Source organism: Exiguobacterium sp. s57, assembly GCF_018617685.1.
Taxonomy (GTDB): Bacteria; Bacillota; Bacilli; order Exiguobacteriales; family Exiguobacteriaceae; genus Exiguobacterium; species Exiguobacterium marinum.
Window position 1 is genome coordinate 162,941 of the sequence record NZ_JACSKR010000001.1, and the last position, 25,690, is coordinate 188,630.

A 25,690-nucleotide genomic window follows, 5' to 3' on the forward strand; every position below is an offset into this window, starting at 1 on the left:
ACAGTATGGAAACAAGATATCTCACTTATCCAGATACACCAGACGCGTATCCATCCGTCATGGTACTCGGCTTTTTTGATGGTGTCCATAAAGGGCATCAAGCTGTGATTTCACATGCCAAACGTGTGGCAGCTGAACATAACCTTCCGGTGACGGTCGTCACGTTCGACCCACATCCGAAGCAAGTGCTCTCAAATAAACCGGATGCAGTGCGCTATATCACGCCGTTATCCCGAAAATTGAAACGCATTGAAGCGCTCGGGGTGGAACGTTGTCTCGTCTTAACGTTTACAAAAGAATTGGCTGGACTTTCTCCGCAACAGTTTGTTGATGACTATTTAATCGGCGCGGGGGCTGTACATGTGACGGCAGGATTTGACTATTCGTATGGCAAATTCGGAGAAGGGACGATGGAGACGCTGCCTTATCATGCGCGTGATCAATTCACAACGTCTGTCGTCACAGAACAGACGAGGCGTGGAGAAAAAGTGTCTTCAACCCGAATCCGTAAGTTATTGGCAGAGGGGCAAGTCGAAGCGGCCCACGAACTACTCGGTGCTCCCTATGTCATCTGCGGTGAAGTTATACATGGAGATGCTAGAGGACGTACAATTGGATTTCCAACAGCGAACGTCTTGATGGATGCTTCTTATGTCATGCCACGTCTAGGTGTTTATGCGACACGAGTCAAGCTTCAAGATGGTCGGACGTTCTATGCTATGACAAATGTTGGACGTCGCCCGACGTTTTACGAGACGGGAGCGGTCTCCGTCGAAAGTCATCTGTTTGATTTTTCAGAGGATTTATATGGGCAAGTCATTGAAATCGAATGGATTCAATTTATCCGTAACGAACGCGCATTTGATGGCTTGGATGCACTGGTCGCACAGCTCAAACAAGATGAGGTGTCGGCCCGTTCAATCCTATCTTGACTTTATATGGCGGGTACGCTATCCTTGTCAAGTACGCAAAGTACACCGTTTCGCTTGGCTGGACGATTCACCAACGCCGGCTCGGCAACGCGGCAATTTTTTATTAAATGGAGGTGGAGAGGCAATGGCACTCTCAAAAGAACGTAAAAACGAAATTATCGCGGATTTCGCGACAAAACAAGGTGACACTGGTTCACCGGAAGTACAAGTGGCAGTGTTGACTGAACAAATCAACACATTGAACGACCACCTTCGTACACACAAGAAAGACCACCACTCACGTCGCGGTCTCTTGAAAATGGTTGGACGTCGTCGTAACTTGCTTACGTACCTTCGTAACAAGGACGTTACACGCTACCGTGAATTGATTCAACGCCTCGGTCTCCGTCGTTAATCGATCGAGACTGTTCAACGGGCTGGGACAACGTCCTAGTCCGTTTCTTCTTTTTAAAGAAAATGATTAGACATTCGTAGGAATGAGTTACATAATAAACTAGATAAGGTTTGAGAGGAGAATGTACATGTTAGGTACGAAACAAGTATTCTCTACAGAATGGGGCGGACGCCCATTGTCTGTAGAGGTCGGTCAACTTGCGAAGCAAGCAAACGGCTCAGCGCTCGTTCGCTATGGTGACACGGTCGTCCTTGCGACTGTAACAGCTTCAAAAGCACCAAAAGATTTAGACTTTTTCCCATTGACGGTCAACTATGAGGAGAAACTTTACTCGGTCGGTAAAATTCCAGGTGGATTCCTCCGCCGTGAAGGTCGTCCAGGTGAAAACGCGATTTTGACATCGCGTCTCATCGATCGTCCAATTCGTCCACTCTTCCCAGATGGATTCCGTCATGATATTCAAGTCATGATTTATGTCATGTCGAACGACCCGGATTGTTCAGCTGAAATGGCGGGAATGCTCGGTACGTCGATCGCACTCTCGATTTCAGACATCCCGTTCGATGGCCCGATTGCTGGAGCGACGGTCGGACGTGTTGACGGTGAGTTCGTCGTTAACCCGACGACAGCTCAGCTCGAACAGACGGACCTCGAACTCCAAGTCGCCGGAACGGCAGATGCGATCAACATGGTTGAAGCAGGCGCGAACGAAGTACCAGAAGACGTCATGCTCGAGTCAATTCTGTTCGGTCATGAAGAAATCAAGAAACTAGTTGCGTTCCAATCAGAGATCGTAGAGGCTGTTGGGAAACCGAAGTTCGAATACACGGTATCGAAATTTGATGACGCCTTAACAGAAGAACTCGAGGCGGCTCGTCCAGAAATCAACGCCGCGGTCCAAGTCGAAGAAAAACATGCACGTGACGAAGCAATCAATGAAGTGATCGCTAAATACGTAGCTGCCTATGAAGAGACGCTCGCCGATGAACCAGCCAAGTTGAAAGAAGTGTCTGGCATTTTGAACAAATTCGTTAAAGACGAAGTCCGCCGTTTGATTACGGTCGACAAAGTTCGTCCGGACGGTCGTCGCCCGGAAGTCATCCGCCCGCTCGCATCAGAAACTGGCTTATTGCCACGTGCACATGGTGTTGGTCTCTTCACACGCGGTCAAACGCAAGTCATGTCGGTGGCAACGCTTGGCGTGATTGGTGACGCACAAATCATCGACGGAATCGGTTTGGAAGAGAATAAGCGCTTTATGCACCACTATAACTTCCCGCCGTTCTCAGTCGGAGAAGCACGTCCGGTCCGCGCACCAGGTCGTCGTGAAATTGGTCACGGGGCACTCGGTGAACGAGCACTTCTGCCGATTATTCCGAAAGAAGCAGACTTCCCGTACACGATTCGTCTCGTTTCGGAAGTACTCGAATCAAATGGCTCGAGTTCACAGGCGTCAATCTGTGGATCGACGCTCGCTTTGATGGATGCAGGTGTGCCGATCAAAGCGCCGGTCGCTGGAATCGCCATGGGTCTCATCATGGAAGGTGAACACTACACGGTCTTGACAGATATTCAAGGACTTGAAGATCACCTCGGCGATATGGACTTCAAAGTTGCTGGAACGAAAGACGGAATCACGGCTCTTCAAATGGACATTAAGATTGCGGGAATCACGCGCGAAATCTTAGAGGAAGCCCTTGAGCAGGCACGTGCTGGTCGTCTACACATTCTTGATCATATGCTTGAAACGTTAGAGGCACCACGTACGCAACTATCGAAATATGCACCGAAGATTGTGACGATGACAATCAATCCGGATAAAATCCGCGATGTCATTGGACCGGGTGGTAAAATGATCAACAGCATCATCGATCAAACTGGTGTCAAAATTGACATTGAACAAGATGGTACAGTATTCATCGCCTCGACCGACCAGGAAGGGATCGATCTTGCCATGTCATTGATTGGGGATATCGTTCGCGAAGTCGTCGTTGGGGAAGTATTCGACGCAACGGTTCGCCGCATCGAGAAGTTTGGCGCATTCGTCGAGCTCTTCAAAGGAAAAGATGCACTCGTACACGTTTCAGAGTTCAGCCTTGAGCGTGTTGCGAACGTCGAGGATGTGGTGAAACTCGGTGATACGATTCAAGTCAAAGTCACAGAAATCGATGATAAAGGTCGTGTCAACGCATCACATAAAGCGCTCATCTTAGAAGGATTGTCTCCTGAAGAGCGTGAGGCTTACGAAGCGAAACGGAAGGCTGCACGTGAAAGCCGTCCACCTCGCGAAGGCCGTCCGCCACGTCGTGACGGGGACCGTCGTCCACCGCGCTCGACAAATTAATTATTCTGGCCATCGTCTTGGTGCGATGGCCTTTTTCATAGGAGTGAGAACATGGAATGGATGACACTAGAGAACGGTGTACGCATCATCATCGAACCAATCGAGGGTTCGCACAGCACTTCAACCGGTGTGTTTATTAAAGCCGGGACACGCACGGAATCGTTTGAAAATATCGGCATCAGCCATTTGATTGAGCATATGTTGTTCAAAGGAACGAAAACGAAAAACGCAAAAGAGATTGCTTCTTTTTTCGATGAACTTGGTGGAAGTGTCAACGCCTTCACCTCGAAAGACCATACGTGTTTCTATGTGAAGACGCTCGATGAACATGCGGTCATGGCGCTTGATGTGTTGACGGATATGTTGTTCGAGTCGCTGCTTGACGAAAACGAACTCGAAAAAGAAAAACGTGTCGTCGTGGAAGAAATTAAAATGTACGAAGACACGCCAGAAGATCTCGTGCACGAATTACTGGCTATCGCGGCATATCGGGATGACCTACTCGCCCAACCAATTCTTGGAACGGAGGAGAGTGTCAATCGATTGACACGAGACCAACTCGTTGACTATTTGCAAGAACGCTATACAGCAGAAGAAATTGTCGTCTCGATTGCAGGGAATATATCCAACGAGTTGATTGATGCCGTGAAGGGTAGGTTTGCCAACATCCCTTCTAGGGAATCTTCGAAACAACTCAATCAACCGGAGCTATTCCATGATACCGTGACAAAACAGAAGGAAACAGAACAGGCGCACCTATGTTGGAACTATGGAGCAATTTCAGCGACGGATGAACGGTTACCACACTTGGCACTGATGAATAACGCAATCGGCGCGACGATGTCCTCGAGACTGTTTCAGTCGATTCGTGAAGAGGAAGGCTTGGCCTATTCAATCTACTCTTACTACACGACATTCGCTGATCATGGCACCTTTACCATCTATGTCGGAACATCATCCGATACGTTAAAGCAAGTCGAAGTCATTCTCGAAAGAGAGTTAACCCGACTCGTCGAAGAAGGATTGACGGATGAAGAGGTGGATAAAGGCAAGCGGCAATTGAAAGGTTCTCTCGTGCTTGGAAACGAAAGCTCGAGCGCACGTATGAATCGCAATGGACGAAACTTGCTCTTACTTGACGAAGTTGAACCGATTGAACACGTGATTCAAAAAGTGGAACGCATCGAAGGCGAAGAGGTCAATGCATTGATTCGTGAAGTGCTTCAACAGCAACCAGCGAAATCATATGTCCTCCCGAACGAAGGGTGACTTGAAACCGAATTGTAAGTTCTCTACACTGATTAAGAGGTATTCTTTAGTGTGGATAGGATACAGGTGAAAGAAGGGAAAGACTTGAACTTAACGGATTTAGTGAAGACGATACAACTAATTAATCAACCAAATCTTGAAGGCATCATAGTGACGCATGTGACGACCGATTCGCGAGAAGTGGTTCCGGGAACGTTGTTTGTCGCCATCAAAGGTTATACGGTTGATGGCCATGAATACGCGGCGCAAGCGGTGAAACAAGGAGCGGTAGCGGTTGTCAGTGAACGCCCACTCGAGCTAACGGTTCCAAACTTAATTGTACGTGATAGCTCACGTTCAGTCGGACTACTGGCTTCAGCTTTTTATCAGTATCCCTCTGAACAGATGCGACTGTTCGGGATTACGGGAACTAATGGGAAAACAACGACGACGACGATCTTACGTGATGTTCTTGACGTCCTTGGGCATTCGACCGGATTGATTGGAACTGTCGAAGTACGTATTAATGACAACATTGTTCCAAGTAAAAATACAACACCTCAAAGCTCAGAGCTTCAACAGTTGCTTGCACAAATGCGTGACGAAGGCGTGACTGATGTCATGATGGAAGTATCATCACACGGTCTTGAGCTCGGTCGTGTCATCGGAACGGATTTTGACATCGTAGGATTCACAAATTTGACGCATGACCACTTGGATTTTCATGGTACGTTCGAAAATTACGCGCGTGCGAAAGGATTGCTTTTTGCACAACTCGGTCAAATGGCTTCACGGGGAAAAGTAGCCGTCTTGAACGCAGACGATGCCCAAAGTGCGCTCTACGAAACGATGACCGGTGCTAAAGTATTGACATATGGAATCGATACACTAGCGGACTTGATGGCATCGGACATTGAACAGACACTCTCTCAGACGAGTTTTGTGTTGAACTACCAAGGCATACGTCTCCCGGTGACCGTACAGTTTATCGGTCGGTTCAACGTATACAATCTGTTGCTTGCGACAGGTTGTCTTCTCGCTGCCGGATATTCGCTTGAGAGAATCGCTGAAGCACTTGAAACGATTCATCCTGCCAAAGGACGAATGCAACGCCTAGACGTCCCGGGTTATAATGTATACGCAGACTATGCGCATACACCAGATGGAATCGAACAGTGTTTGAAGTCCCTCGTTGGCGTACCAAAAGAGAAGATTGTCTTTTTAATTGGGACCGGTGGAAACCGTGATGTCACGAAACGCCCGGCGATGGGTGAGATGGCATCGACCTACGCTGGAACCGTCATCATCACGACAGATGATCCACGCTTCGAAGCGTACGAATCCATCACGAACGGCATCGCGGCTGGAATGACTCATGACAGTTATGTCGAGATTGGTGATCGTGAAGAGGCAGTTCGTTATGCGGCAAGTTTAGCCAAAGCGGATAATATCATCGTATTAGCAGGAAAAGGGCATGAAAAGTATCAGATTATCGGAAATGAAAAGTTGCCGCTCGATGAAGAGGCGATTGTCCGAGCAACCATTTTGAATACGGAGGAATCGTGATTTATGGCAGTACAATCAATTACGTTGACAGAAAAAGAACATGACGACTTCGTCAAAACGCATAACCGTGGTGATTTATTGCAACTGTCGAGTTGGGGAGATGTGAAGCGCCAAAATGGATGGACATCAGAGCGCATCGCTGTAGCGCGTGATGGAGCGACGACCGGTGCCGCTCTGCTTTTATTTAAACGTGTTCCAAAATTACCATTTACTTTATGTTATGCACCTCGTGGTTTTGTCGTGGACTATGACGACTTGGCATCTCTTCAAGCACTTGTGAATGAAGCAAAACGTGTTGCGACGGCACATAAAGCCATCGTGATTAAAATTGACCCAAATATTGATCGTGACGAGATGCCTGGTCTATTGACGGAAATGGATGCGATTGGATTTAAACATAAAGGCTATGGTGGCGGATTTGACTATGCACAGCCCCGTTTCACGATGGAAACAGATTTACGTCCAAGCGAGAAAGATATTTTTGCGAAATTCCATCACAAGTTCAGATATAATGTTCGGTTAGCTGAAAAGAAAGGCATTGTCTGTACAGAAGTCGATCGTGATGGACTCAAGACGTTCGCTAATCTGATGAAAGTGACAGGAGAGCGTGATGGTTTCGCCACTCGAGGTCTCGATTATTTTGAAAACCTATACGATTGTCTACAACCGAATGATGCTCGTCTATTTTTGACCAAACTTGAGCCGAAAATTGCGCTTGAACAGCAACAAGCAACACTCGAAAAAGCGAAAAAAGAGTTGAGTAAAATCGAACGGGGGTTAGAGAAGGAGACGCTCGAAAAGAAACGAACGAGCCTTCTTAACCGCAAAGAGCAGACAGAAGCGCAAATTCAAAAAGCCGAACAAGCGTTACCTGAGCTCGTTGAACTAGACCAGACATATCCGAATGGAATCGTCTTGTCGGGTGGGTTATTGACACTTGCAGGACGTCGCTCGTATTACTTATACGGTGCCTCATCCAATGAATTCCGTGAATTCATGCCAAACCACTTGATGCAGTGGACAATGATGAAGGCAGCTAAGGAGAGCGGTGCAGAGCGATATGACTTCGGTGGAGTATCGGGAAGTACTGACCCAAATGATGAATATGCAGGTCTATATGCCTTCAAGTCTGGATGGGGAAGTGACATGATTGAGAAGGTCGGGGAATTTGATCTCGTCTTAAATCGTCCTTTCTATATGGCACTCGAAAAAGGTTTGCCAATCCTTAAAGGATTACGTAAACGGTTAAGAAGATGAGATGGACAGGTGTGTTATCACTTGCGATGGTCGCCTTCTTGATTGGAATTACGCTAGCTTATTTTTATATGCAACCTGAACCGGTACCATGGGTGGACGAACCTACGTTTGAGGCGGATATGTGTGTGCGGAACAAAGAGGCGGAGGACGCCGTGTTAGCGAGGACAAAGATTGAATTTGACCGTTTACATCCACAAGTCGTGAATCGAGGAGTCTCGTTCATACGATTAGCGCAATCTTGTCTAGACCTTGAAGTACGACTCACATCAGGATATCGCTCGGCGAAGGAACAAAATGCTTTGTATGCACAAGGTCGGTCTGAACCAGGACAAGTTGTGACGAATGCCAAAGCGGGTCAAAGTTATCACAACTATGGACTTGCGATTGATTTCGTCATTATCCATAACAACAAGGTGGACTATGATTTGAACACTGACCGCAATCGAAATGATGTACCGGATTGGCAAGAACTCGGGGAATTAGGGAAGGCGCTTGGCTTCGAATGGGGCGGTGACTGGAACTCATTTCCGGACTATCCTCACCTCCAAATGGACTTTGGCTTGTCAATCCGACAACTTATCGCAGGGAAACGACCTGACAAAGAAGCGGTTGTACCGATTGCCGATGCACTAAAGCCTCTATTAGATTGAACGGAAATGTTGGCAATGAAGCCGTTTTCCGCTACAATATTCAGTAGCGATAAGGGGACGAAACAGAATATGAATCAATTAGGAGGTTTTTGTTAGTGTCTAAAAAGAAGACAGAGAATATTAGCGTCTTTGCGCTTGGAGGCGTAGGCGAAATCGGGAAGAACATGTACGTCGTGGAGCTAGACGACGACATCTTCGTCATCGATGCCGGTCTCATGTTTCCAGGCGATGAGATGCTTGGGATTGACATTGTCATCCCAGACATCACCTATTTAAAAGAAAACAAAGATCGCGTACGAGCAATTTTCATCACACACGGTCACGAAGACCATATCGGTGGACTCAGCTACGTGCTACGCGATTTGAAGCACGTTCCGGTATACGGAACGAAGTTAACTCTTGGGTTGATTGAATTGAAATTAAAAGAGGCTGGTTTGTTAAAAGAAGTCGACCTTCGCATGATTGACGCCAAAACGAAATTGACTATCGCTGATCATTTCATCACATTCTTCCGCGTCAATCACTCGATTCCCGACTGTGTCGGTGTTTGTATTCAAACATCTCAAGGTGCAATCGTCCATACCGGAGATTTTAAGTTTGATTATACACCGGTCGACGGTAAGCAATCCGACTTTAACAAGTTAGCGGCGATTGGACAACGTGGGGTTCTCGCTCTACTTTCAGATTCGACAAATGCAGAGCGACCGGGACAAACTGGTTCTGAATCGCTCGTCGGTGCTGAATTGAACGACGTCATCTATCAAGCCGAAGGGCGTGTCATCGTGGCATCGTTCGCATCGAACGTCCATCGCTTGCAACAAGTATTCGCGGCAGCGGAAGCAAATGACCGTAAAGTGGCGGTTGTAGGTCGTAGTATGGTCAATATCGTCGAAGTTGCTCAAAAATTAAACTACCTTCGTTTCAAGGCGAAGACACTCGTCGAATTGTCGCAAGTGAATCGACTGCCGGATAATAAAGTCGTCATTTTAACAACGGGATCTCAAGGAGAGCCAATGGCAGCATTGACTCGTATGGCACGTAATGCGCACAAACAAGTCAACATTCGTTTGAACGATACGGTTGTCATTGCCGCTACTCCGATTCCCGGGAATGAGAAGTCAGTTTCGAAGACGATTGATTTATTATTCCGCTCTGGTGCGAACGTCATTTATAACCAACGTAAAGTTCACGTATCAGGGCACGGTTCGGCAGAAGAGTTGAAGTTGATGCTCAACCTCGTCAAACCGAAATACTTCTTACCGATTCACGGTGAATATCGTATGCAAATGGCGCACTCAAAACTTGCTGAACAAGTAGGCGTAAAATCAAACAATATCTTCATCGTTGAAAAAGGTGATGTCGTTGAGTTTACAGGTCGAAAAGCCCGGATGAGCCGAAAAGTTCCTGCTGGTAATGTCTTGATTGACGGAATCGGCGTCGGCGATGTCGGAAACATCGTTCTTCGTGATCGTCGATTATTGTCACAAGATGGAGTTGTCCTTTGTGTCGTCACATTGAATCGAAAACAGAAGAAATTGATTTCAGGACCTGAACTCATCTCACGTGGATTCGTGTATATGCGAGAGTCGGAAGAGATGATTTCAGAGGCAAACCGTATTGTCACGAAACAGATTGAAAAGAGTCTGCAAGCTGGCAGTGACTGGACCGAATTGAAATCAAATATCCGCGAGCGACTAAGCGTCTTCTTGTTTGAACAGACGAAACGTCGTCCGATGATCTTGCCGATCATCATGGAGATTTAATGGAATGTGAGTGAGGCAAAAGTCATCCGACTTTTGCCTTCTTTTTTTAGGAGGGACTATAGTGGCACAAAAAACAAGAAAGACTCCCGTGAAGCGTAAGCGACCTGCGACACGAAATACGAGAAAACGAAAAAAACAACCGATTGCGCCACGTACATACGGATGGGGAATTTTTGTTCTTTCCATCGTTGCATTCGTATTTGCCTTCTTTAATTTAGGCTGGATTGGTCAACAGTTGTCCGAGCTGTCCGAATATATTTTTGGTGGTTGGGGTGCGCTTACTTATTTGATGGTAGCCGTCATCTTATGGGTCGTGCTCAATTCAATGAGACCGATGGAACGAGCAGGTTTACTCAATATGACCGCCTCACTCTTGTTGTTCGGTGACTTATTGTGGGGAGAAGAGCGTGGTAGAGTCAATGGTGCTTTATATGATTTAAATCAATATTTGTTTTCTGATTTTGGTCTCGTCTTTTTAGGCGTCGTGTTCTTCGTTGTCGGAGTATCTCTGTATGTGCCGACAGTTTGGGGCAAGCTGTACCATCGAATGAGTGAATCCGTTGTAGCTGTGAAGAAAGAATGGCAAGCACGACCAAAAACTGAGAAGAAGCAAGCTTCGAATCGAACACGTACTGCACAACAAAATCAAAAGGTGTTACATACGGAAAGAGAGTTAGCATCTGAATCAGAGTCAGACACGGTCACGATGAATGACATCCCGATTGTTGGGTTTAGCGAGAAAGTTGTGGCAGAAAAGAAAGATGCTGAAACGAAAACACCCCAATCTACGGAAACTGATGCATCCAGCACGACAGAAGAGATGATGATGACTGCAGCTCAAGATGTCTCAGATACTTATGAACTCCCTCCTTTTTCAAACTTAAAGGAGCCGGTAATCACTGATTTATCGGGAGAAAATGCGCGCTTGAAAGAGAATGCGGCAAAACTCGTGAAAACACTAAAGTCATTTGGTGTCGGAGTCAAAGTGTTAAAGATTCATCTCGGACCAACCGTTACGAAATATGAGTTACAACCAGATATTGGTGTGAAAGTAAGTCGAATCACCTCGTTAAGTGATGATTTAGCACTTGCACTTGCTGCTAAAGATATCCGAATTGAGGCACCGATCCCAGGGAAGGCGGCCATCGGTATTGAAGTACCGAACCAGGAAGTCGCTCCGGTGTGCTTACGAGAAGTGCTTGAAGCAGATCCAGTCAAACAAGACGATTCAAAATTGCTCGTCGCTCTTGGTCGTAGTATCAGTGGGGAGACCGTCGGAATCTCACTTAACAAAATGCCGCATTTGCTCGTCGCGGGATCAACAGGTTCAGGAAAATCAGTTTGTATCAACGGCATGATCGTATCCTTGTTGATGCGTTCTCGACCTGATGAGGTCCGGCTCATGATGATTGACCCGAAAATGGTCGAATTGAATGTATATAACGGTGTTCCTCACTTATTGACTCCGGTTGTCACAGACCCGAAGAAAGCCGCTCAGGCACTAAAACAGGTAGTTGCCGAGATGGAACGACGTTATGAACTATTCAGTCGATACGGGGTACGCAACATTGAAGGGTATAATGAACTCGTCAATCAATCAGACGATGAAGATGCGAAACGTCTACCGTTCATCGTCGTTATCGTCGATGAACTAGCAGACCTGATGATGGTCGCATCAAATGATGTCGAAGATGCGATTATGCGACTTGCGCAAATGGCTAGGGCTGCAGGTATTCATATGGTTCTCGCTACTCAGCGCCCATCGGTTGACGTAATCACTGGGGTCATCAAGGCGAATATCCCATCACGGATTGCATTTGCGGTCTCTTCTCAAACCGATTCGCGAACTATTCTTGACGGAGGGGGAGCAGAGAAATTGCTCGGACGTGGGGATATGCTGATGCTTGCGAACGGTATGAACAAACCTGTCCGTATTCAGGGAGCGTTCGTCTCCGACCAAGAAGTCGAGATGGTCGTCAATCATGTCATCGCACAGCAACGAGCGCAGTATGTGGAAGCGATGATGCCGAAAGAGGAAGAAGTGACGACAATCGACTCGGATGATTCATTGTTCGGAGAAGTCGTTCAATTCATCGTCACTCAGGAAACGGCATCGACATCGATGATTCAGCGAAGATTTCGAATCGGATATAATCGGGCTGCCCGATTGATCGATTCGCTTGAAGAAGCCGGTTACGTAGGGCCGTCAGAAGGTTCGAAACCTCGAAAAGTGTTCATTCAAGAACGAGAAGAATAATAATAAAAACGAACGATTATATATATTCATATATAATCGTTCGTTTTTTAATGGTATTCATAGAATGCGGAAATATTAGCGATAATTAAAGAGGTTCGTTATAATAGAAATGTAATATAGCACATATGACCTATATTATTTAATAGTGCATACTTTTAAAAAACCTTGAAACGCTTACATATTTTAATAACGTTTTCATTTTACAAAGTTTTTTCAAGCATGAAAGAAAAGAGTAAAATGGACTCAGTGGTACGGTTCAACACGATTAAAAAAAATATTTCCCTGATTCCGAACAAAAACTATTGCGTTCTAATTCTCGAATCCCTATACTTAATATTGGCAAGGACATTCATACGTCAGATGTCTGAGCACTGGTAAGTAAATTAAAGGTGGTGAGGCCAATGTCGATTAAGCTCGATCATCGATTGCTCTATCTTCGAGTAATTGAAAAAATTAAGCAAGATATCGACGCTGGTGTCTATCGGGAAGGCGAAAAGTTACCTTCGGAATTCGAACTTTCGAAACAACTCGGAGTCAGTCGAGCAACACTTCGTGAAGCGCTCCGAATTCTCGAAGATGAGAAATTCGTGGTGCGAAAGCATGGGGTAGGGACATTTATCAGTTCCAAGCCGCCGTTTACATCAGGAATTGAAGAGTTATTCAGTGTCACTGATATGATTACGCGTGCGAAGATGACACCAGGAACGAAAGTATTGGTGGCCGAGAAGGTGTTGGCAACAGAGAGAGAAGCCGATCGTCTCAAGATTGAGCCGAACTCACCGATTTATCGAATTGTTCGAATTCGATATGCGGATGACACACCGGTCGTATATTGTGTCGATAAAGTGCCGGCCCATCTCGTCTCAAATCCTGAAACATTGACTGAAGGGAAGTCATTGTTTGATGCTCTTGAAAAAGAGGTAGGACGTCGAGTCGCGTATGCGATTACGCATATTGAGCCGAGCGTCAGCTCTGACATATCGTCACAACTTCAGACGGACCAACCGTTACTCGCTTTAAAGCAATTGCATTACGATGAGAGTGATTTACCATTGCTCGATTCGGCCAACTTTTTCCGGGCAGATCGATTCGATTTCCATGTCGTACGTAAACGAGTGTAAAACGACCAGTTTTTTGACGGAAAGGGTTATTTTTGGGTAATAGCGTGAAAGCGCTTTCTTATACCGGTGTAAAGACTACTGATGACATGACAACAAAATTTGTTATGAACCGAAAGGGGAAACACGACGATGATGAACAAAAAGAAAACGATTCTCTCAGCTTTAGCAGCAGGACTCACACTCTCTACAGTACTCGCAGCTTGCGGTGGCGATGACAACGAAGGTGGCTCATCTACAAACGGTGAAGGCGGAGAAGGTAGCGACTTCAAAGTAGCGATGGTTACTGATACCGGCGGTGTAGATGACAAATCGTTCAACCAATCTGCATGGGAAGGGTTGAAAAAATTCGGTGAAGAAAACGACTTGACTGAAAACGAAGGATATAAATATCTTCAGTCAGCAAAACAAGCAGACTATCAGCCGAACTTACAGCAATTGGCACGTGATAACTTTAACTTGATCTATGGAATCGGCTTCTTGATGGCAGAAGATATTGGTAAAGTTGCAGAACAATTCCCTGACAACAACTTTGCAATCGTCGATATGGTTGTTGACGCTCCGAACGTTGCTTCAATCACTTTCAAAGAACAAGAAGGTTCGTTCCTCGTAGGTGTTGTTGCTGGTCTTACGACTACAACTGACAAAGTTGGATTTATCGGTGGGGTAGAGTCAGATTTGATCAAGAAGTTTGAAAATGGATTTAAAGCTGGTGTAATGGCTGTAAACCCTGAGGCGACAATCGATGTGAAATATGCTGAAGACTTCAACTCAGCTGAAAAAGGAACAGCAATCGCTTCAGGTATGTACGGTTCTGGTTCTGACATCATTTATCACGCAGCTGGTGGTACGGGTGTAGGGGTATTCACAGAAGCGAAAAACCGTAAGAAGAACGGCGAAGATGTTTGGGTTATCGGCGTTGACCGTGACCAGTATGAAGAAGGACTTCCAGAAAACGTCACACTTACATCAATGGTTAAACGTGTAGATACAGCTACACTTGAAGTTTCGAAAATGACAATGGACGGGGAGTTCCCAGCTGGTGAAATCGTTGAGTTCTCTCTTAAAGACGAAGGTGTAGGAATCGCGCCAACTTCTGAAGAAAACGTTGCTGCTGACGTTCTTACGAAAGTTGACGAGTATCGTCAACAAATCATCGACGGCGAGGTAGTTGCACCAGCAACTGACGCTGAGTTCGAAGAGTTCATGAAAACAGTAAAATAATTCATTTGAGTATAGGGGGGACCCATGTGGTCTCCCTTTACTTAAAGTTAGGGGTGAACTTCCTTGGAATATGTAATTGAAATGCTAAATATTCGCAAAGAGTTCGGTACGTTCGTTGCGAACGATAATATCACGCTCCAATTGCGTAAAGGAGAAATCCATGCGCTTCTAGGAGAAAACGGGGCCGGGAAGTCGACGCTCATGAACGTGTTATTTGGTCTATATCAGCCTGAAGGCGGAGAGATTCGCGTACACGGGAAGAAAGTTGATATTGAGAATCCGAACATCGCCAATGATCTTGGGATCGGGATGGTCCACCAACACTTTATGTTGGTTGAAAAGTTTACCGTCACGGAGAACATCATCCTTGGACTTGAGCCGAAGAGCGGTGTGACAATCGATCGCGCGTCAGCTCGTCAAAAGGTAATGGATATTTCAGAACAGTACGGACTTAAAATTGATCCAGATGCGAAGATTGAAGATATTTCGGTCGGTATGCAGCAACGAGTAGAAATCTTGAAAACGCTCTATCGTGGAGCGGATATTTTGATTTTCGACGAACCGACGGCAGTGTTGACGCCGCAAGAGATTCAAGAACTTATCCAAATTATGAAACGTTTGATTGCTGAAGGTAAGTCGATCATCTTGATTACGCACAAGCTGAAGGAAATCATGCAAGTGGCGGACCGTTGTACGGTCATTCGTCGTGGTCGCTACATTGGAACGGTTGAAGTGGATGAAACGGTTAATGAAGATAGTCTGGCTGAAATGATGGTCGGGCGTGAAGTTAACTTCGCTGCTGAGTATTCAAAAGCAGAACCGCAACAAGTTGTTCTCGATGTTCAAGGGCTCGTCGTTAAAGACAGCCGTGGATTGAAGGTCGTTGAAGGATTAGACTTGCAAATTCGGGCTGGGGAAGTGCTCGGAATTGCTGGAATCGATGGTAACGGTCAAACCGAGTTAATTGAAGCGATTACGGGTCTTAAAAAACCGGAATCAGGAAAAGTTCAGCTCAATGGGAAAGATGTGACTGGTCAAACACCGCGTAAGATGACGGAATCCGGCATCGGACATATTCCGCAAGACCGTCATAAACACGGACTCGTCCTCGACTACTCGATTCGGGACAACATGGTTTTACAAACGTATTACAAAGAACCTTTCTCTAAGCGAGGGCTAATGAATTACAAAGCTGTTGCAGAGAAGGCGAAGGCGTTAATTGAGAAGTTTGACGTCCGAACTCCATCTATCGACGTGCCGGCGCGTGCGCTCTCGGGAGGGAACCAGCAGAAGGCAATCATCGCCCGGGAAGTCGACCGTTCACCAGATTTACTCATCGCTGCACAACCGACACGTGGTCTTGACGTCGGTGCGATTGAATTTATTCATGAACAGCTTATTAAAGAGCGTGAAAAAGGACGCGCCGTCTTGCTCATCTCATTCGAACTTGATGAAATTTTACACGTATCCGACCGTATTGCTGTTCTTTACGAAGGGAAAATCGTAGGGATTCGTGATCCGAAAGAGACGACTGAACAAGAACTTGGCTTCTTGATGGCCGGCGGTCAGAGAGGGGACGAAACAGAATGAAAAAATTAAGTTTAAACCAGCTCCTCATTCCATTCCTATCGATTATTTTAGGTCTTCTCGTCGGTGCCATCGTCATGTTGATCGGTGGTTACGACCCGGTTCAAGGGTTCATCTCATTATTCGAAGGAATGTTTGGTAGTCCGTATGCCATCGGTGAAACGTTGCGAGCGGCTGCACCGCTCATCTTCTCGGGTCTTGCCGTTGCGTTCGCCTTCCGGACAGGGCTTTTCAATATCGGAGTAGAAGGTCAGGTATTGATTGGGTGGGTCGCGGCCGTATATGTAGGAATCAACTTCGATGGTTTGCCGATGTTTATCCACTTGCCGCTCGCGCTTCTCGCAGCAATGATCGCAGCAGCAATTTGGGCTTTCGTACCAGGATTCTTGAAAGCGAAGTTTTATGTCCATGAAGTCATCACGTCCATTATGATGAACTATATCGCACTTTATACGACAAATGCGATTTTGCGTAATGTCATCGGTGTGACGAACGAACGGACAGAATCAATCAATGAGTCTGCATCTCTCGCATCACCTTGGCTACAAGAGTTGACGACATATTCTCGACTTCACTGGGGTGTTCTCGTCGCTGTCCTTGCAGCAATTGTGTACTACTATATTCTTCAGCGTACGACGCTTGGTTATGAGTTACGTGCAGTTGGGTTCAACAAAAATGCATCTCAATATGCAGGAATGAGCGTAAACAGAAATATCGTCCTGTCGTTCGTCATTTCAGGTATGTTCGCTGGACTTGCTGGAGCTATGGAAGGTCTTGGAACATTCGGAAGTATGACTTTATCGGCATCGTTCACAGGTGTCGGATTTGATGGGATTGCCGTGGCCCTTTTAGGAGCTAATACAGCGATCGGTGTCGTTCTCGCCGCGATTCTCTTTGCAGGATTGAATATTGGTGGTTTGGCGATGCAACTTGGTGCGAACGTACCGTCAGAACTCGTCAAAGTCATCATTGCAGCAATCGTCATCTTTGTGGCATCTGGTTACGCCATCAACTATGTCGTAGAAAAACTAAAAGGAAATCGTAAGAAAGGAGTGGAGAAAAAATGAGCTTCTTAGAAGTCCTCTATATCGTCGTACCGGTTGCACTTGCCTATGCGACTCCACTCATTATCGCAGCACTCGGTGGGATTTTCAGCGAACGCTCTGGTGTCGTCAACATTGCTCTCGAAGGAATTATGATCATCGGTGCCGCGACTGGGATTATCACAACGCTTACTTTAACTGATTTAGGTGCTGGCGTCTTCAGTCCATGGATTGCCTTGCTTGTAGCAATGGTAGTCGGTGCATTATTCTCTCTCTTTTTGGCCGTACCTGCGATTCTGTGGCGCGCGGACCAAACTGTTCTTGGGGTAGCAATCAATATGCTAGCGATCGGTCTTGCCATCTTCGTTGTACGTGTGCTCTACAATAAAGGACAAACTGACTTTATCGAATATCGGATTGCGAAAGAGAACGTACCGTTTTTATCAGATATTCCTGTACTCAAAATGTTCTTCATTAACGTTCAATATACATCATTCGTGGCGATTGCCTTGGCGTTTGTCGTATGGTTCGTCATCTTTAAGACGCCGTTTGGACTTCGCCTTCGCTCAGTCGGTGAGCATCCGATGGCAGCTGATACGATGGGGATCAACGTAACGAAAATGCGCTTCATGGGTGTCATGCTCTCTGGTGCGTTTGGTGGTCTTGCCGGTGCAGTATATGCTGTAACCGTTACGACGAACTTCAGTGGAACGACAATTGTCGGTCAAGGCTTCTTGGCGATTGCCGCAATGATCTTCGGGAAGTGGAATCCACTCGGTGCGCTAGGCGCCGGACTGTTCTTTGGATTTGCGCAGGCGCTCTCGATTATCGGAAGTAATTTGCCGATTATCAATAATGTGCCACAACTTCTCCTGTTGATTGCGCCATATGCGCTCACAATTCTTGCACTTGCTGGTCTTGTCGGGCGTGCGGATGCACCGAAGTCGGTCGGTATCCCATATATTAAAGGGAAACGCTGATTAGAAATAGGACATATGTCCACTATAATAAGGTTGTTTGGTACTTAAGCCAAACAACCTTTTTTGTTATACTTGGCTAGAGCTGTCATGATTAGAAGAGAGTGAATCGAAAAGACATGAAAAAAGACATATCAGTCAAATGACCGATACGTCCTTCGTAAATTATTCGAATTTTAGAGCATCGCCGTCGAATGATTCGTCCGCCACTTTGATTGAATCAGTTGGACAACCTTCGAATGCATCCATCATGTCTTCGTGTAATTCATCAGGGATTTCAACAGTACCTGTGTTGTCATCCATCAAGTTGAACGCGAGACCTTCATCATCATAATCGTAAATATCTGGTGCCGCTGCGCCGCAAGCTCCGCATGCGATACATGTATCTTTATCGACGATAGTAAATTTTGCCATGATAATAACCCTCCAAACGGTTTGTTTCTCTTAGAAATCATTCTACTGACTATGAGTAATTGTAGTCTACATACCCAATTATTTCAATGAGGAAACGAGTGTCTTTTTGGTACGATAATGTTTTTTTAAGGAAGTGACGATTTGGTTCATTTAGCGGATGGGATTTTACTGCTGGCCATTAAACGATTAAATGGAGAACGGAGTGAACGTAGTCTATTTCATGTTCTGAACGGGAAACGTTCGGCCACAACGTTACAAGATGCGTTCTTCTATGAGTTAGAGTCTATTTTTGGACAGTTTCCGCAAGCGACATACTCATATGAGTCCATGTTGAAAGGATTTGAAAAACGGGGGTGGTTGGACCGAAAACAATTCAAATTGACGAAAGCAGGCGAAATGATCTCATCACCTGAGGCTGTTGAGCGTTTATTCAATCGGTTAGGTGGAGAACGACGCGACTATAATGCGACGACGTGGAAAAGGTTGAGTTTATTCGTGCAAACCTTCATGTCTAAAGAGCATGCGCGAACATTTTATCCGGTTCAAGCTGACCGTCCTGCAGAGCAATGGGTAAAACAGTTATTGCAACTCGATCGTGATTGGAAAGCGCTCATGCGGACGTTCCATCTAGAGATTGAAAAAGCGCTTGATCACGTTGGGGATCCGTATGCGACTGCGGTCGTCTACCGGTTTACTGGAGCGTTCGAAACAGGATTGACGTATGAACAAATTGCTAGTTTGCTTGATGTCGATGCCGAAACGGCCCGCCTCTATTTTTTGGCAGGATGGAACGAGTTGCTGAAAGTGTTGCCGGAAGATGCGAAAATCCGAGGGTTCACGTATGGGTTATCGACAGACCGGATGACGTATTCTGCGCATGAATCGTATGACCTCTTTCTGAAGGGATACACATTCGATCAAGTTCAGGCAAGGCGTCGATTGCGGACGAGTACGATTGAAGACCATGTGGTGGAGATGGCGATGTATTTAGCTGTCTTCCCGCTCGAACAATTTGTGCCGATGCAGGACATTGTCGCCATCGAAAAATTACGAGATCCGGTCAGTTGGGCTTTGAAGCCTGTCTTTGAAGAAATGGGTAACGTCAGCTATTTTCAAATACGTCTTGTGTTCGCAAGGCTGAAACGAGGTGAGACATTTGTATGAATCGACATTGAAACGAGTCTTTGGATATGATTCGTTCCGACCTGGTCAACACGACATCATTCAAGCAGTGGTGGAAGGACAGGATGTCTTGGCCGTCATGCCGACCGGTGCGGGAAAATCGTTGACGTTTCAACTCCCCTCCTACATAAAGAATGGAGGTTTGACGGTCATCGTCTCGCCGCTACTCTCTCTGATTGAGGATCAAATGCTTCATATCCGGGAACGTGGTGAGCGTGGCGTAGCCCGATTGACATCTATGGAGTCGATTGAAGAAAAGCAGGACATCATCAATCATTTGAAGCGTTATCGTTTTTTATATCTCTCACCCGAACAATTGGCTGTTCCTTATGTCACGCGTGCGTTGGCGAATGTGAAAATTCAAATGCTTGTAATTGATGAAGCGCATTGTATCTCCCAATGGGGCCATGAATTTAGACCAGAATATGCCCGGTTAGGCGAGTTGCGAAAGCAAATCGGCAGCCCGCAATGTATGGCGGTCACGGCGACGGCTCCTGAGAGCGTAAAGCAGGATATCGTTGAGAAGTTAGCACTCTTCTCACCCGAACAATTCGTTCATTCAGCCAATCGACCCGAGATTCGATTAATGGTCGAGCGACTGGAGAAAGAGAAGAAACTCGAGAGACTGAAGGAATTAGTTCGAGAGATTCCGAAACCGATCGTCGTTTACACGGCAACACGTCGGGAGGCAGAGGCGCTAGCGTTTGAGCTAGAAGACGCATTGTTTTATCACGGTGGAATGTCTACAGAAGACCGACGACTCGTGCAATCTCAATTCTTACGAAACGAGGTGTCGGTCATGGTCTGTACAAGCGCGTTCGGAATGGGAGTCAATAAAGATAACGTTCGTTCGGTCATCCACTTCCAATTACCTGCGACGGTCGAAGCGTATATGCAGGAAATCGGCCGGGCCGGACGCGATGGACAGCCTGCGTTTGCTGTGCTCCTATATGCAGATGGGGACGAGCGAATCCAGCAGTTTTTGATTGACGGTCAATATCCAAAAGACGAGGATGTTCGTTTGGCGTATTTTGAGCGTGAGAACGGCACATCTCTAGCGCAGTTACCGCGTTTACTAAAAATGAATGAAGAAGATTCAAAATTCTTGTTGTTAAAGCAGTTGTTGTCCGAACGTTCTCTTCAAGAAGCACTGGATTGGGTAAAAGAAAGAAGGCGCGACCGATACCGTCAGCTTGGACAGATGATGGATTATGCACTCATTCGCACGTGTCGGCGCGATTATTTACTACGCTACTTTTCGGAACCAACGATTGAACAAAACGAATGTTGCGATATATGTGGCCCCATCGTGTTCCCAGACACACCTAAAATCGTTCGGGAAAATGTGACAGAATGGAAAATACGGTTGACGCAAATCTTTTCCTTTGAATAATATCATAGTAAAATGATAAAAAAGGTAAAGGAGGGCATATGTTGCGACATCGGAATCAAGCGGATTCTTTACGCGAGCAGTTGGCGGACACATTGCCGTCTCGATCTGAGAGACAAGAGCACGAACGAAAGAGAAAGTTAAATGATAACTGGATGAAGCGCCCGTTGGCGATGACATTAACTTTCGCCATGTTAGCGATTATTCTCATTTTCATATATATCGGGCGACATGCAATATTTTGAAGTAGGGTGCGAGCAAGGTTCGCACCCTTTTTTAATTGACGAATTATAAAAACACACGATTGCACAATAAAAGGGGTAAACCTTTTAGAATGAGGATATACTAAAATCATAGAACGAGTATGAGAGGAGGGCGGAGATGCCGAAATACTCTATAAAAACGGTCGCGACGTTAACGGGCGTTAATCCTACGACGATTCGCGCTTGGGAGCGTCGCTATCAATTTATTGTACCGAGCAGAACGGAATCTGGTCACCGCCTATATTCAGATCAAGATGTGGAAAAAATTAAATGGGTGGTCGATAAGCAAAAAGAAGGCCTGAGTGTCTCGCAAGCGATTCAACAGCTACATCAAGCGCCGGAAATAGAGCCAGAGCCATCATCTACCAAGTTATATGACGAAGAATTGAAGGATGGACTGCTTCATGCGTTGCTCTCTTTTGATGAGCGGTCAGCGCACGACTTAATCAATCGCGCATTTAATACATTTAGTTTTGAAAAAGTGACAAAGGACATCATTGGACCGCTCCTGATGGATATAGGTTCACGTTGGGAAGAAGGATCGATTACCATCGCCCATGAGCATTTTGCGACGGCATTTTTACGAGCAAGGCTCTCCACTTTGTCTCTTCAAATGCCGATGAATCCATTCCTTCCACGCATTACATGTGTATGTGCGCCCGGTGAAATGCATGAGATTGGTTTGTTGTTCGTTACACTTTACTTACGTCAACATGGATACGATGTCGTCTTTTTGGGAGCAGGGTTCCCGAAAGAAGACTTGAGTAAGGCATTGCATGATATTGATACGACTTGCCTCATTTTTGCATGCACACTGACAGAACATATCCCCGACCTATTAGATGCCATCGATTATATTCAAGAAGAGCATTCTGATTTGAAAATCGGGGCAGGTGGATATGCGGTCAGTCTCGAGCGGGATCGATTCAATGGAGCATTTCTTGGGGACTCACCGGAAGAATGGACCAAATGGTTATCAACTATTTGACACGGGATTAAAACGGGAGTAGCTTATTAGTAGGATTGATTATTCACTGGAGGTTTTCGATTGAGATTTGAAAAACAAACAAAAGAACATCTTCGTGTATATGTGACTGCAAATGAACTCTCGTTACGTGGAATCGCCATCGATACGATTGTAGGAGAAAATGGTCAACAGCTGTGGAAAGAGTTGCTTGAAACAGCAGAGAGTGAGTATGGCTTTTCTCCACAAGGCGCGGTTGATTTAAACGTGACGATGTTTCCTCGTGATGGACTCGTCATCGATGTTCAAAAAGGTGAAGCAATTGCCGAGCTTGATATCGAGCAGGTCGAGATTCGACTGACGATTGACGTGATTCACCACTTGATTTATCAGTTCGAGGACCTTGAAGATGTAATCAACGCTTCGATTCGTCTCTTTCCACATATACATGAAACCGAACAGGGTGGGGCGCTTTATCACTATGAAGGTCGTTATTATCTCCATTTTGTGGAGGTGCTTCCTGCACAAGTGGAAGAAAGGCTTGCTGCCATCTTGTCCGAGTATGGAAAAACGACTACGGTAAGTCCATACGTCATGATGGAGTACGGAAACACAATTCAAACGAAACAAGCCGTGAAAGAGCTGTACGATGCGTTCGCATGAGTACGGCTTTTTTTACTTTTCTGTTCCTATTGTTTTTAAGGTGTCCGTGTTATGATTAGACTTGAATTTTTAGTAGTTAGTTGAAGGAGAGATTGGAATGAAAGTCGCTGTTTTATATGGTGGAGTGTCAGGAGAACGAGAGGTTTCCCTCACAAGCGGACGAGGGATGATTGAAGCACTGGAGGAACGTGGTCACGAGGTCACGGCCATCGACTTTCATCCGGAACGAGCGAACGAGTTGTTGACATTAGATGTCGATGTTGTCGTCAGTGCGTTGCACGGAAAGTATGGAGAGGATGGTCGAGTCCAGTCTTTACTAGAGATGGCGGGTATCCCGTACACAGGATCAGGTGTGTTGGCGTCGGCCCTCGCGATGGACAAGGCGAGAGCGAAGATTATTTTTGCTGCATTTGGCATTCGTGTTGCACGGGATGTTTTGATTGAATCCCCAAAGTCTATTGATGCGAAAGTAAGGGAGTGGGGAAATGAGTTCCCATGTGTTGTCAAACCTGCCCAAGAAGGGTCTTCGAACGGCTTGACGATCGCGTTTGATGAGGGGATGTTGCGCACTGGGATTGAGAAGGCGTTCGCATGTGATTCAGCGGTTCTCGTAGAACAGTATATCAAAGGAAAAGAATTGACTGTGCCGGTGATCGGGAACTTTGGGCAAGAAGAAGCGTTACCCGTAATCGAAATCATTCCAAAAAATGAGTTTTACGATTATGAATCGAAGTATACAGAAGGTGGTTCGATTCATGTTTGTCCGGCTGAAATTCCAGTAGAACTAACGGAAGAAGTTCAGCAGGCTGCTATACTCGCACACCGCGCGCTAGGTTGTTCAGGGTACTCGCGTTCAGATTTTTTGGTCTCTGACATAGGAGAAGCCTATATTTTAGAAACGAACACATTACCTGGTATGACACCGCTTAGCCTGTTCCCGGATAGCGCAAGAACAGTAGGTATCTCTTATGGGGAACTCTTAGATCGTTTCATCGATTTAGCATTAAAACGTGAAACGAAGTAAGGGAACGATTATTCTAGCCTTAAAGAAAACGCTTTCATTATTTTTGTAAAACCCTTTCAAATTGAACGCGTATCGGCTATACTTTTAAACGAATACGAGGTTAATTCTTGGGGGAGAATTGACAATTTAGGGGAGGAAACCTTCATGATAACGGATCAAGAAAAAGGTCATCAAAAACGAAAAAACATCTTGGAATCGACACAAGAGGTGATTCACGAAGCTTTAGATAAACTCGGCTATCCAGATGAGATGTACGAGTTGTTGAAAGAACCGCTTCGCATGCTGACCGTTCGGATCCCAGTTCGCATGGACGATGGCTCGACGAAAATATTTACAGGATATCGTGCCCAACATAACGATGCGGTCGGACCTACAAAAGGAGGCATTCGGTTTCATCCGAGCGTAACTGAAGTAGAGGTCAAAGCATTGTCTGTTTGGATGAGCTTGAAAGCAGGAATTGTCGACTTGCCGTACGGTGGAGGAAAAGGCGGAATTGTCTGCGACCCACGTGAAATGAGCTTCCGTGAGATTGAGCGTTTAAGTCGCGGTTACGTTCGCGCAATCAGCCAATTTGTTGGACCGACGAAAGATATCCCAGCACCAGACGTGTTTACGAACTCACAAATCATGGCTTGGATGATGGATGAGTATAGCCGAATCGATGAGTTCAACTCACCTGGATTTATCACTGGTAAACCACTCGTCCTTGGTGGTTCGCATGGACGTGAGACAGCAACTGCGAAGGGTGTGGCCATCATGATTCGGGAAGCGGCACTCCGTCGTGGCATCGAACTCAAAGGAGCACGCGTCGTCGTTCAAGGGTTTGGGAACGCTGGTAGCTTCCTCTCGAAGTTCATGTACGATGCTGGAGCGAAAGTAATCGCGGTCAGCGACGCTTACGGTGCCATCCATGACGAGAACGGTCTCGATATCCCATATTTGTTAGATCGTCGCGATTCATTCGGTACAATCACGACATTGTTCAAAAATACAATCTCGAATCAAGATATGTTAGAACTTGATTGTGACATTCTCGTACCGGCAGCAATCGAGAACCAAATCACAGAAGAGAATGCGGACGCCATCAAAGCTTCAATCGTTGTCGAAGCAGCGAATGGTCCAACGACAAACGAAGCGACGAAAATTTTGACAGAGCGTGGGATTCTTCTTGTGCCGGATGTCTTGGCATCAAGTGGTGGTGTCACGGTTTCTTACTTCGAATGGGTACAAAACAATCAAGGTTATTATTGGACGGAAGAAGAAGTTGAAGAAAAACTTGAAAAAGTGCTCGTCCATTCGTTTAATACAGTCTACAATACATCTTCAGCCCGTAAAGTCGATATGCGTCTGGCTGCCTATATGGTCGGTGTACGGAAGATGGCGGAAGCGTCACGTTTTCGCGGTTGGGTCTAATCAAAAAAGTTCGGTCA

Annotated in this window: 22 protein-coding genes; 21 read left to right on the top strand and 1 reads right to left on the bottom strand. The window is 46.0% G+C overall.

Features of this window, described 5'->3' with window-relative positions; all coding sequences use genetic code 11:
- The first annotated feature begins 5 nt into the window (after positions 1-5).
- The 14 genes from KNO98_RS00855 (at position 6) to KNO98_RS00920 (ending at position 18,363) form a co-directional block, all read left to right on the top strand.
- Positions 6-932: a bifunctional riboflavin kinase/FAD synthetase gene (locus tag KNO98_RS00855; protein WP_214698241.1), complete on the top strand. Its 927-nt coding sequence runs from the start codon at positions 6-8 to the stop codon at positions 930-932.
- Positions 933-1,056: 124 nt separating this feature from the next.
- Positions 1,057-1,326 (top strand): 30S ribosomal protein S15, encoded by a 270-nt coding sequence (gene rpsO, locus KNO98_RS00860; protein WP_026826206.1) that lies wholly within the window; start codon positions 1,057-1,059, stop codon positions 1,324-1,326.
- Positions 1,327-1,453: 127 nt separating this feature from the next.
- The gene (pnp, locus tag KNO98_RS00865; protein WP_026826205.1) at positions 1,454-3,670 is read left to right on the top strand and encodes a polyribonucleotide nucleotidyltransferase; all 2,217 of its coding nucleotides are present in this window, start codon (positions 1,454-1,456) and stop codon (positions 3,668-3,670) included.
- Between the two features lie 51 nt (positions 3,671-3,721).
- On the top strand, positions 3,722-4,939 hold the full coding sequence (locus KNO98_RS00870) for a M16 family metallopeptidase (protein ID WP_214698243.1): 1,218 nt from the start codon (positions 3,722-3,724) through the stop codon (positions 4,937-4,939).
- A gap of 51 nt (positions 4,940-4,990) precedes the next feature.
- Positions 4,991-6,484, top strand: a complete 1,494-nt coding sequence (locus KNO98_RS00875; protein ID WP_353047714.1) for a UDP-N-acetylmuramoyl-L-alanyl-D-glutamate--2,6-diaminopimelate ligase — start codon at positions 4,991-4,993, stop codon at positions 6,482-6,484.
- A 3-nt stretch (positions 6,485-6,487) separates the two neighbouring features.
- A complete protein-coding gene (locus KNO98_RS00880) occupies positions 6,488-7,741 on the top strand; it encodes a lipid II:glycine glycyltransferase FemX (protein WP_214698245.1) in 1,254 nt (417 codons plus the stop codon).
- Complete coding sequence (locus KNO98_RS00885) at positions 7,738-8,391, top strand: M15 family metallopeptidase (RefSeq protein ID WP_026826201.1); 654 nt, start codon at positions 7,738-7,740, stop codon at positions 8,389-8,391. Before KNO98_RS00880 ends, KNO98_RS00885 begins: the two co-directional genes overlap by 4 nt.
- A gap of 95 nt (positions 8,392-8,486) precedes the next feature.
- A complete protein-coding gene (locus KNO98_RS00890; protein WP_026826200.1) occupies positions 8,487-10,154 on the top strand; it encodes a ribonuclease J in 1,668 nt (555 codons plus the stop codon).
- A 61-nt stretch (positions 10,155-10,215) separates the two neighbouring features.
- Positions 10,216-12,411 (top strand): DNA translocase FtsK, encoded by a 2,196-nt coding sequence (locus tag KNO98_RS14790; RefSeq protein ID WP_214698247.1) that lies wholly within the window; start codon positions 10,216-10,218, stop codon positions 12,409-12,411.
- Between the two features lie 401 nt (positions 12,412-12,812).
- Positions 12,813-13,532 carry a GntR family transcriptional regulator gene (locus tag KNO98_RS00900; protein WP_026826198.1) on the top strand — a complete coding sequence of 240 codons (720 nt, stop codon included), beginning with the start codon at positions 12,813-12,815 and terminating at the stop codon, positions 13,530-13,532.
- Between the two features lie 132 nt (positions 13,533-13,664).
- A complete protein-coding gene (locus KNO98_RS00905) occupies positions 13,665-14,753 on the top strand; it encodes a BMP family lipoprotein (protein ID WP_214698249.1) in 1,089 nt (362 codons plus the stop codon).
- A 63-nt stretch (positions 14,754-14,816) separates the two neighbouring features.
- Entirely contained in the window at positions 14,817-16,343 is a 1,527-nt protein-coding gene (locus tag KNO98_RS00910; protein ID WP_026826196.1) for an ABC transporter ATP-binding protein, read from the top strand.
- On the top strand, positions 16,340-17,407 hold the full coding sequence (locus tag KNO98_RS00915; RefSeq protein ID WP_026826195.1) for an ABC transporter permease: 1,068 nt from the start codon (positions 16,340-16,342) through the stop codon (positions 17,405-17,407). Before KNO98_RS00910 ends, KNO98_RS00915 begins: the two co-directional genes overlap by 4 nt.
- The gene (locus KNO98_RS00920; RefSeq protein ID WP_026826194.1) at positions 17,404-18,363 is read left to right on the top strand and encodes an ABC transporter permease; all 960 of its coding nucleotides are present in this window, start codon (positions 17,404-17,406) and stop codon (positions 18,361-18,363) included. The genes KNO98_RS00915 and KNO98_RS00920 overlap by 4 nt, the downstream gene beginning before the upstream one ends.
- 162 nt (positions 18,364-18,525) lie before the next feature.
- Here KNO98_RS00920 and KNO98_RS00925 read toward each other — a convergent pair whose 3' ends face one another.
- Complete coding sequence (locus tag KNO98_RS00925; protein WP_026826193.1) at positions 18,526-18,774, bottom strand: ferredoxin; 249 nt, start codon at positions 18,772-18,774, stop codon at positions 18,526-18,528.
- 141 nt (positions 18,775-18,915) lie between these two features.
- On the opposite strand from KNO98_RS00925, the gene KNO98_RS00930 reads away from it, so the two are divergent.
- The 7 genes from KNO98_RS00930 (at position 18,916) to KNO98_RS00960 (ending at position 25,673) form a co-directional block, all read left to right on the top strand.
- The gene (locus tag KNO98_RS00930) at positions 18,916-19,938 is read left to right on the top strand and encodes a YpbB family protein (protein WP_214698250.1); all 1,023 of its coding nucleotides are present in this window, start codon (positions 18,916-18,918) and stop codon (positions 19,936-19,938) included.
- Positions 19,922-21,349, top strand: coding sequence for a RecQ family ATP-dependent DNA helicase (locus tag KNO98_RS00935; protein WP_371742723.1), 1,428 nt, complete (start codon positions 19,922-19,924; stop codon positions 21,347-21,349). Before KNO98_RS00930 ends, KNO98_RS00935 begins: the two co-directional genes overlap by 17 nt.
- A 38-nt stretch (positions 21,350-21,387) precedes the next feature.
- Positions 21,388-21,591 (top strand): hypothetical protein, encoded by a 204-nt coding sequence (locus tag KNO98_RS00940; protein ID WP_251125011.1) that lies wholly within the window; start codon positions 21,388-21,390, stop codon positions 21,589-21,591.
- 136 nt (positions 21,592-21,727) lie between these two features.
- Entirely contained in the window at positions 21,728-22,597 is an 870-nt protein-coding gene (locus tag KNO98_RS00945) for a MerR family transcriptional regulator (protein ID WP_026826189.1), read from the top strand.
- Between the two features lie 60 nt (positions 22,598-22,657).
- Positions 22,658-23,236, top strand: coding sequence for an adaptor protein MecA (locus tag KNO98_RS00950; protein ID WP_026826188.1), 579 nt, complete (start codon positions 22,658-22,660; stop codon positions 23,234-23,236).
- Positions 23,237-23,333: 97 nt separating this feature from the next.
- A complete protein-coding gene (locus KNO98_RS00955; protein ID WP_214698255.1) occupies positions 23,334-24,260 on the top strand; it encodes a D-alanine--D-alanine ligase in 927 nt (308 codons plus the stop codon).
- A gap of 144 nt (positions 24,261-24,404) precedes the next feature.
- Entirely contained in the window at positions 24,405-25,673 is a 1,269-nt protein-coding gene (locus KNO98_RS00960; protein ID WP_026826186.1) for a Glu/Leu/Phe/Val family dehydrogenase, read from the top strand.
- The last annotated feature ends 17 nt before the right edge of the window (positions 25,674-25,690 follow it).

Excerpts from the sequence above, each read along its gene's own strand:
- KNO98_RS00920 (WP_026826194.1), top strand. The coding sequence starts at position 17,404 with ATGAGCTTCTTAGAAGTCCTCTATATCGTCGTACCGGTTGCACTTGCC.
- KNO98_RS00925 (WP_026826193.1), bottom strand. The coding sequence starts at position 18,774 with ATGGCAAAATTTACTATCGTCGATAAAGATACATGTATCGCATGCGGA.
- KNO98_RS00940 (WP_251125011.1), top strand. The coding sequence starts at position 21,388 with ATGTTGCGACATCGGAATCAAGCGGATTCTTTACGCGAGCAGTTGGCG.
- KNO98_RS00915 (WP_026826195.1), top strand. The coding sequence starts at position 16,340 with ATGAAAAAATTAAGTTTAAACCAGCTCCTCATTCCATTCCTATCGATT.
- KNO98_RS00900 (WP_026826198.1), top strand. The coding sequence starts at position 12,813 with ATGTCGATTAAGCTCGATCATCGATTGCTCTATCTTCGAGTAATTGAA.
- pnp (WP_026826205.1), top strand. The coding sequence starts at position 1,454 with ATGTTAGGTACGAAACAAGTATTCTCTACAGAATGGGGCGGACGCCCA.
- rpsO (WP_026826206.1), top strand. The coding sequence starts at position 1,057 with ATGGCACTCTCAAAAGAACGTAAAAACGAAATTATCGCGGATTTCGCG.
- KNO98_RS00960 (WP_026826186.1), top strand. The coding sequence starts at position 24,405 with ATGATAACGGATCAAGAAAAAGGTCATCAAAAACGAAAAAACATCTTG.
- KNO98_RS00945 (WP_026826189.1), top strand. The coding sequence starts at position 21,728 with ATGCCGAAATACTCTATAAAAACGGTCGCGACGTTAACGGGCGTTAAT.
- KNO98_RS00880 (WP_214698245.1), top strand. The coding sequence starts at position 6,488 with ATGGCAGTACAATCAATTACGTTGACAGAAAAAGAACATGACGACTTC.
- KNO98_RS00870 (WP_214698243.1), top strand. The coding sequence starts at position 3,722 with ATGGAATGGATGACACTAGAGAACGGTGTACGCATCATCATCGAACCA.
- KNO98_RS00905 (WP_214698249.1), top strand. The coding sequence starts at position 13,665 with ATGAACAAAAAGAAAACGATTCTCTCAGCTTTAGCAGCAGGACTCACA.
- KNO98_RS00855 (WP_214698241.1), top strand. The coding sequence starts at position 6 with ATGGAAACAAGATATCTCACTTATCCAGATACACCAGACGCGTATCCA.
- KNO98_RS00885 (WP_026826201.1), top strand. The coding sequence starts at position 7,738 with ATGAGATGGACAGGTGTGTTATCACTTGCGATGGTCGCCTTCTTGATT.
- KNO98_RS00955 (WP_214698255.1), top strand. The coding sequence starts at position 23,334 with ATGAAAGTCGCTGTTTTATATGGTGGAGTGTCAGGAGAACGAGAGGTT.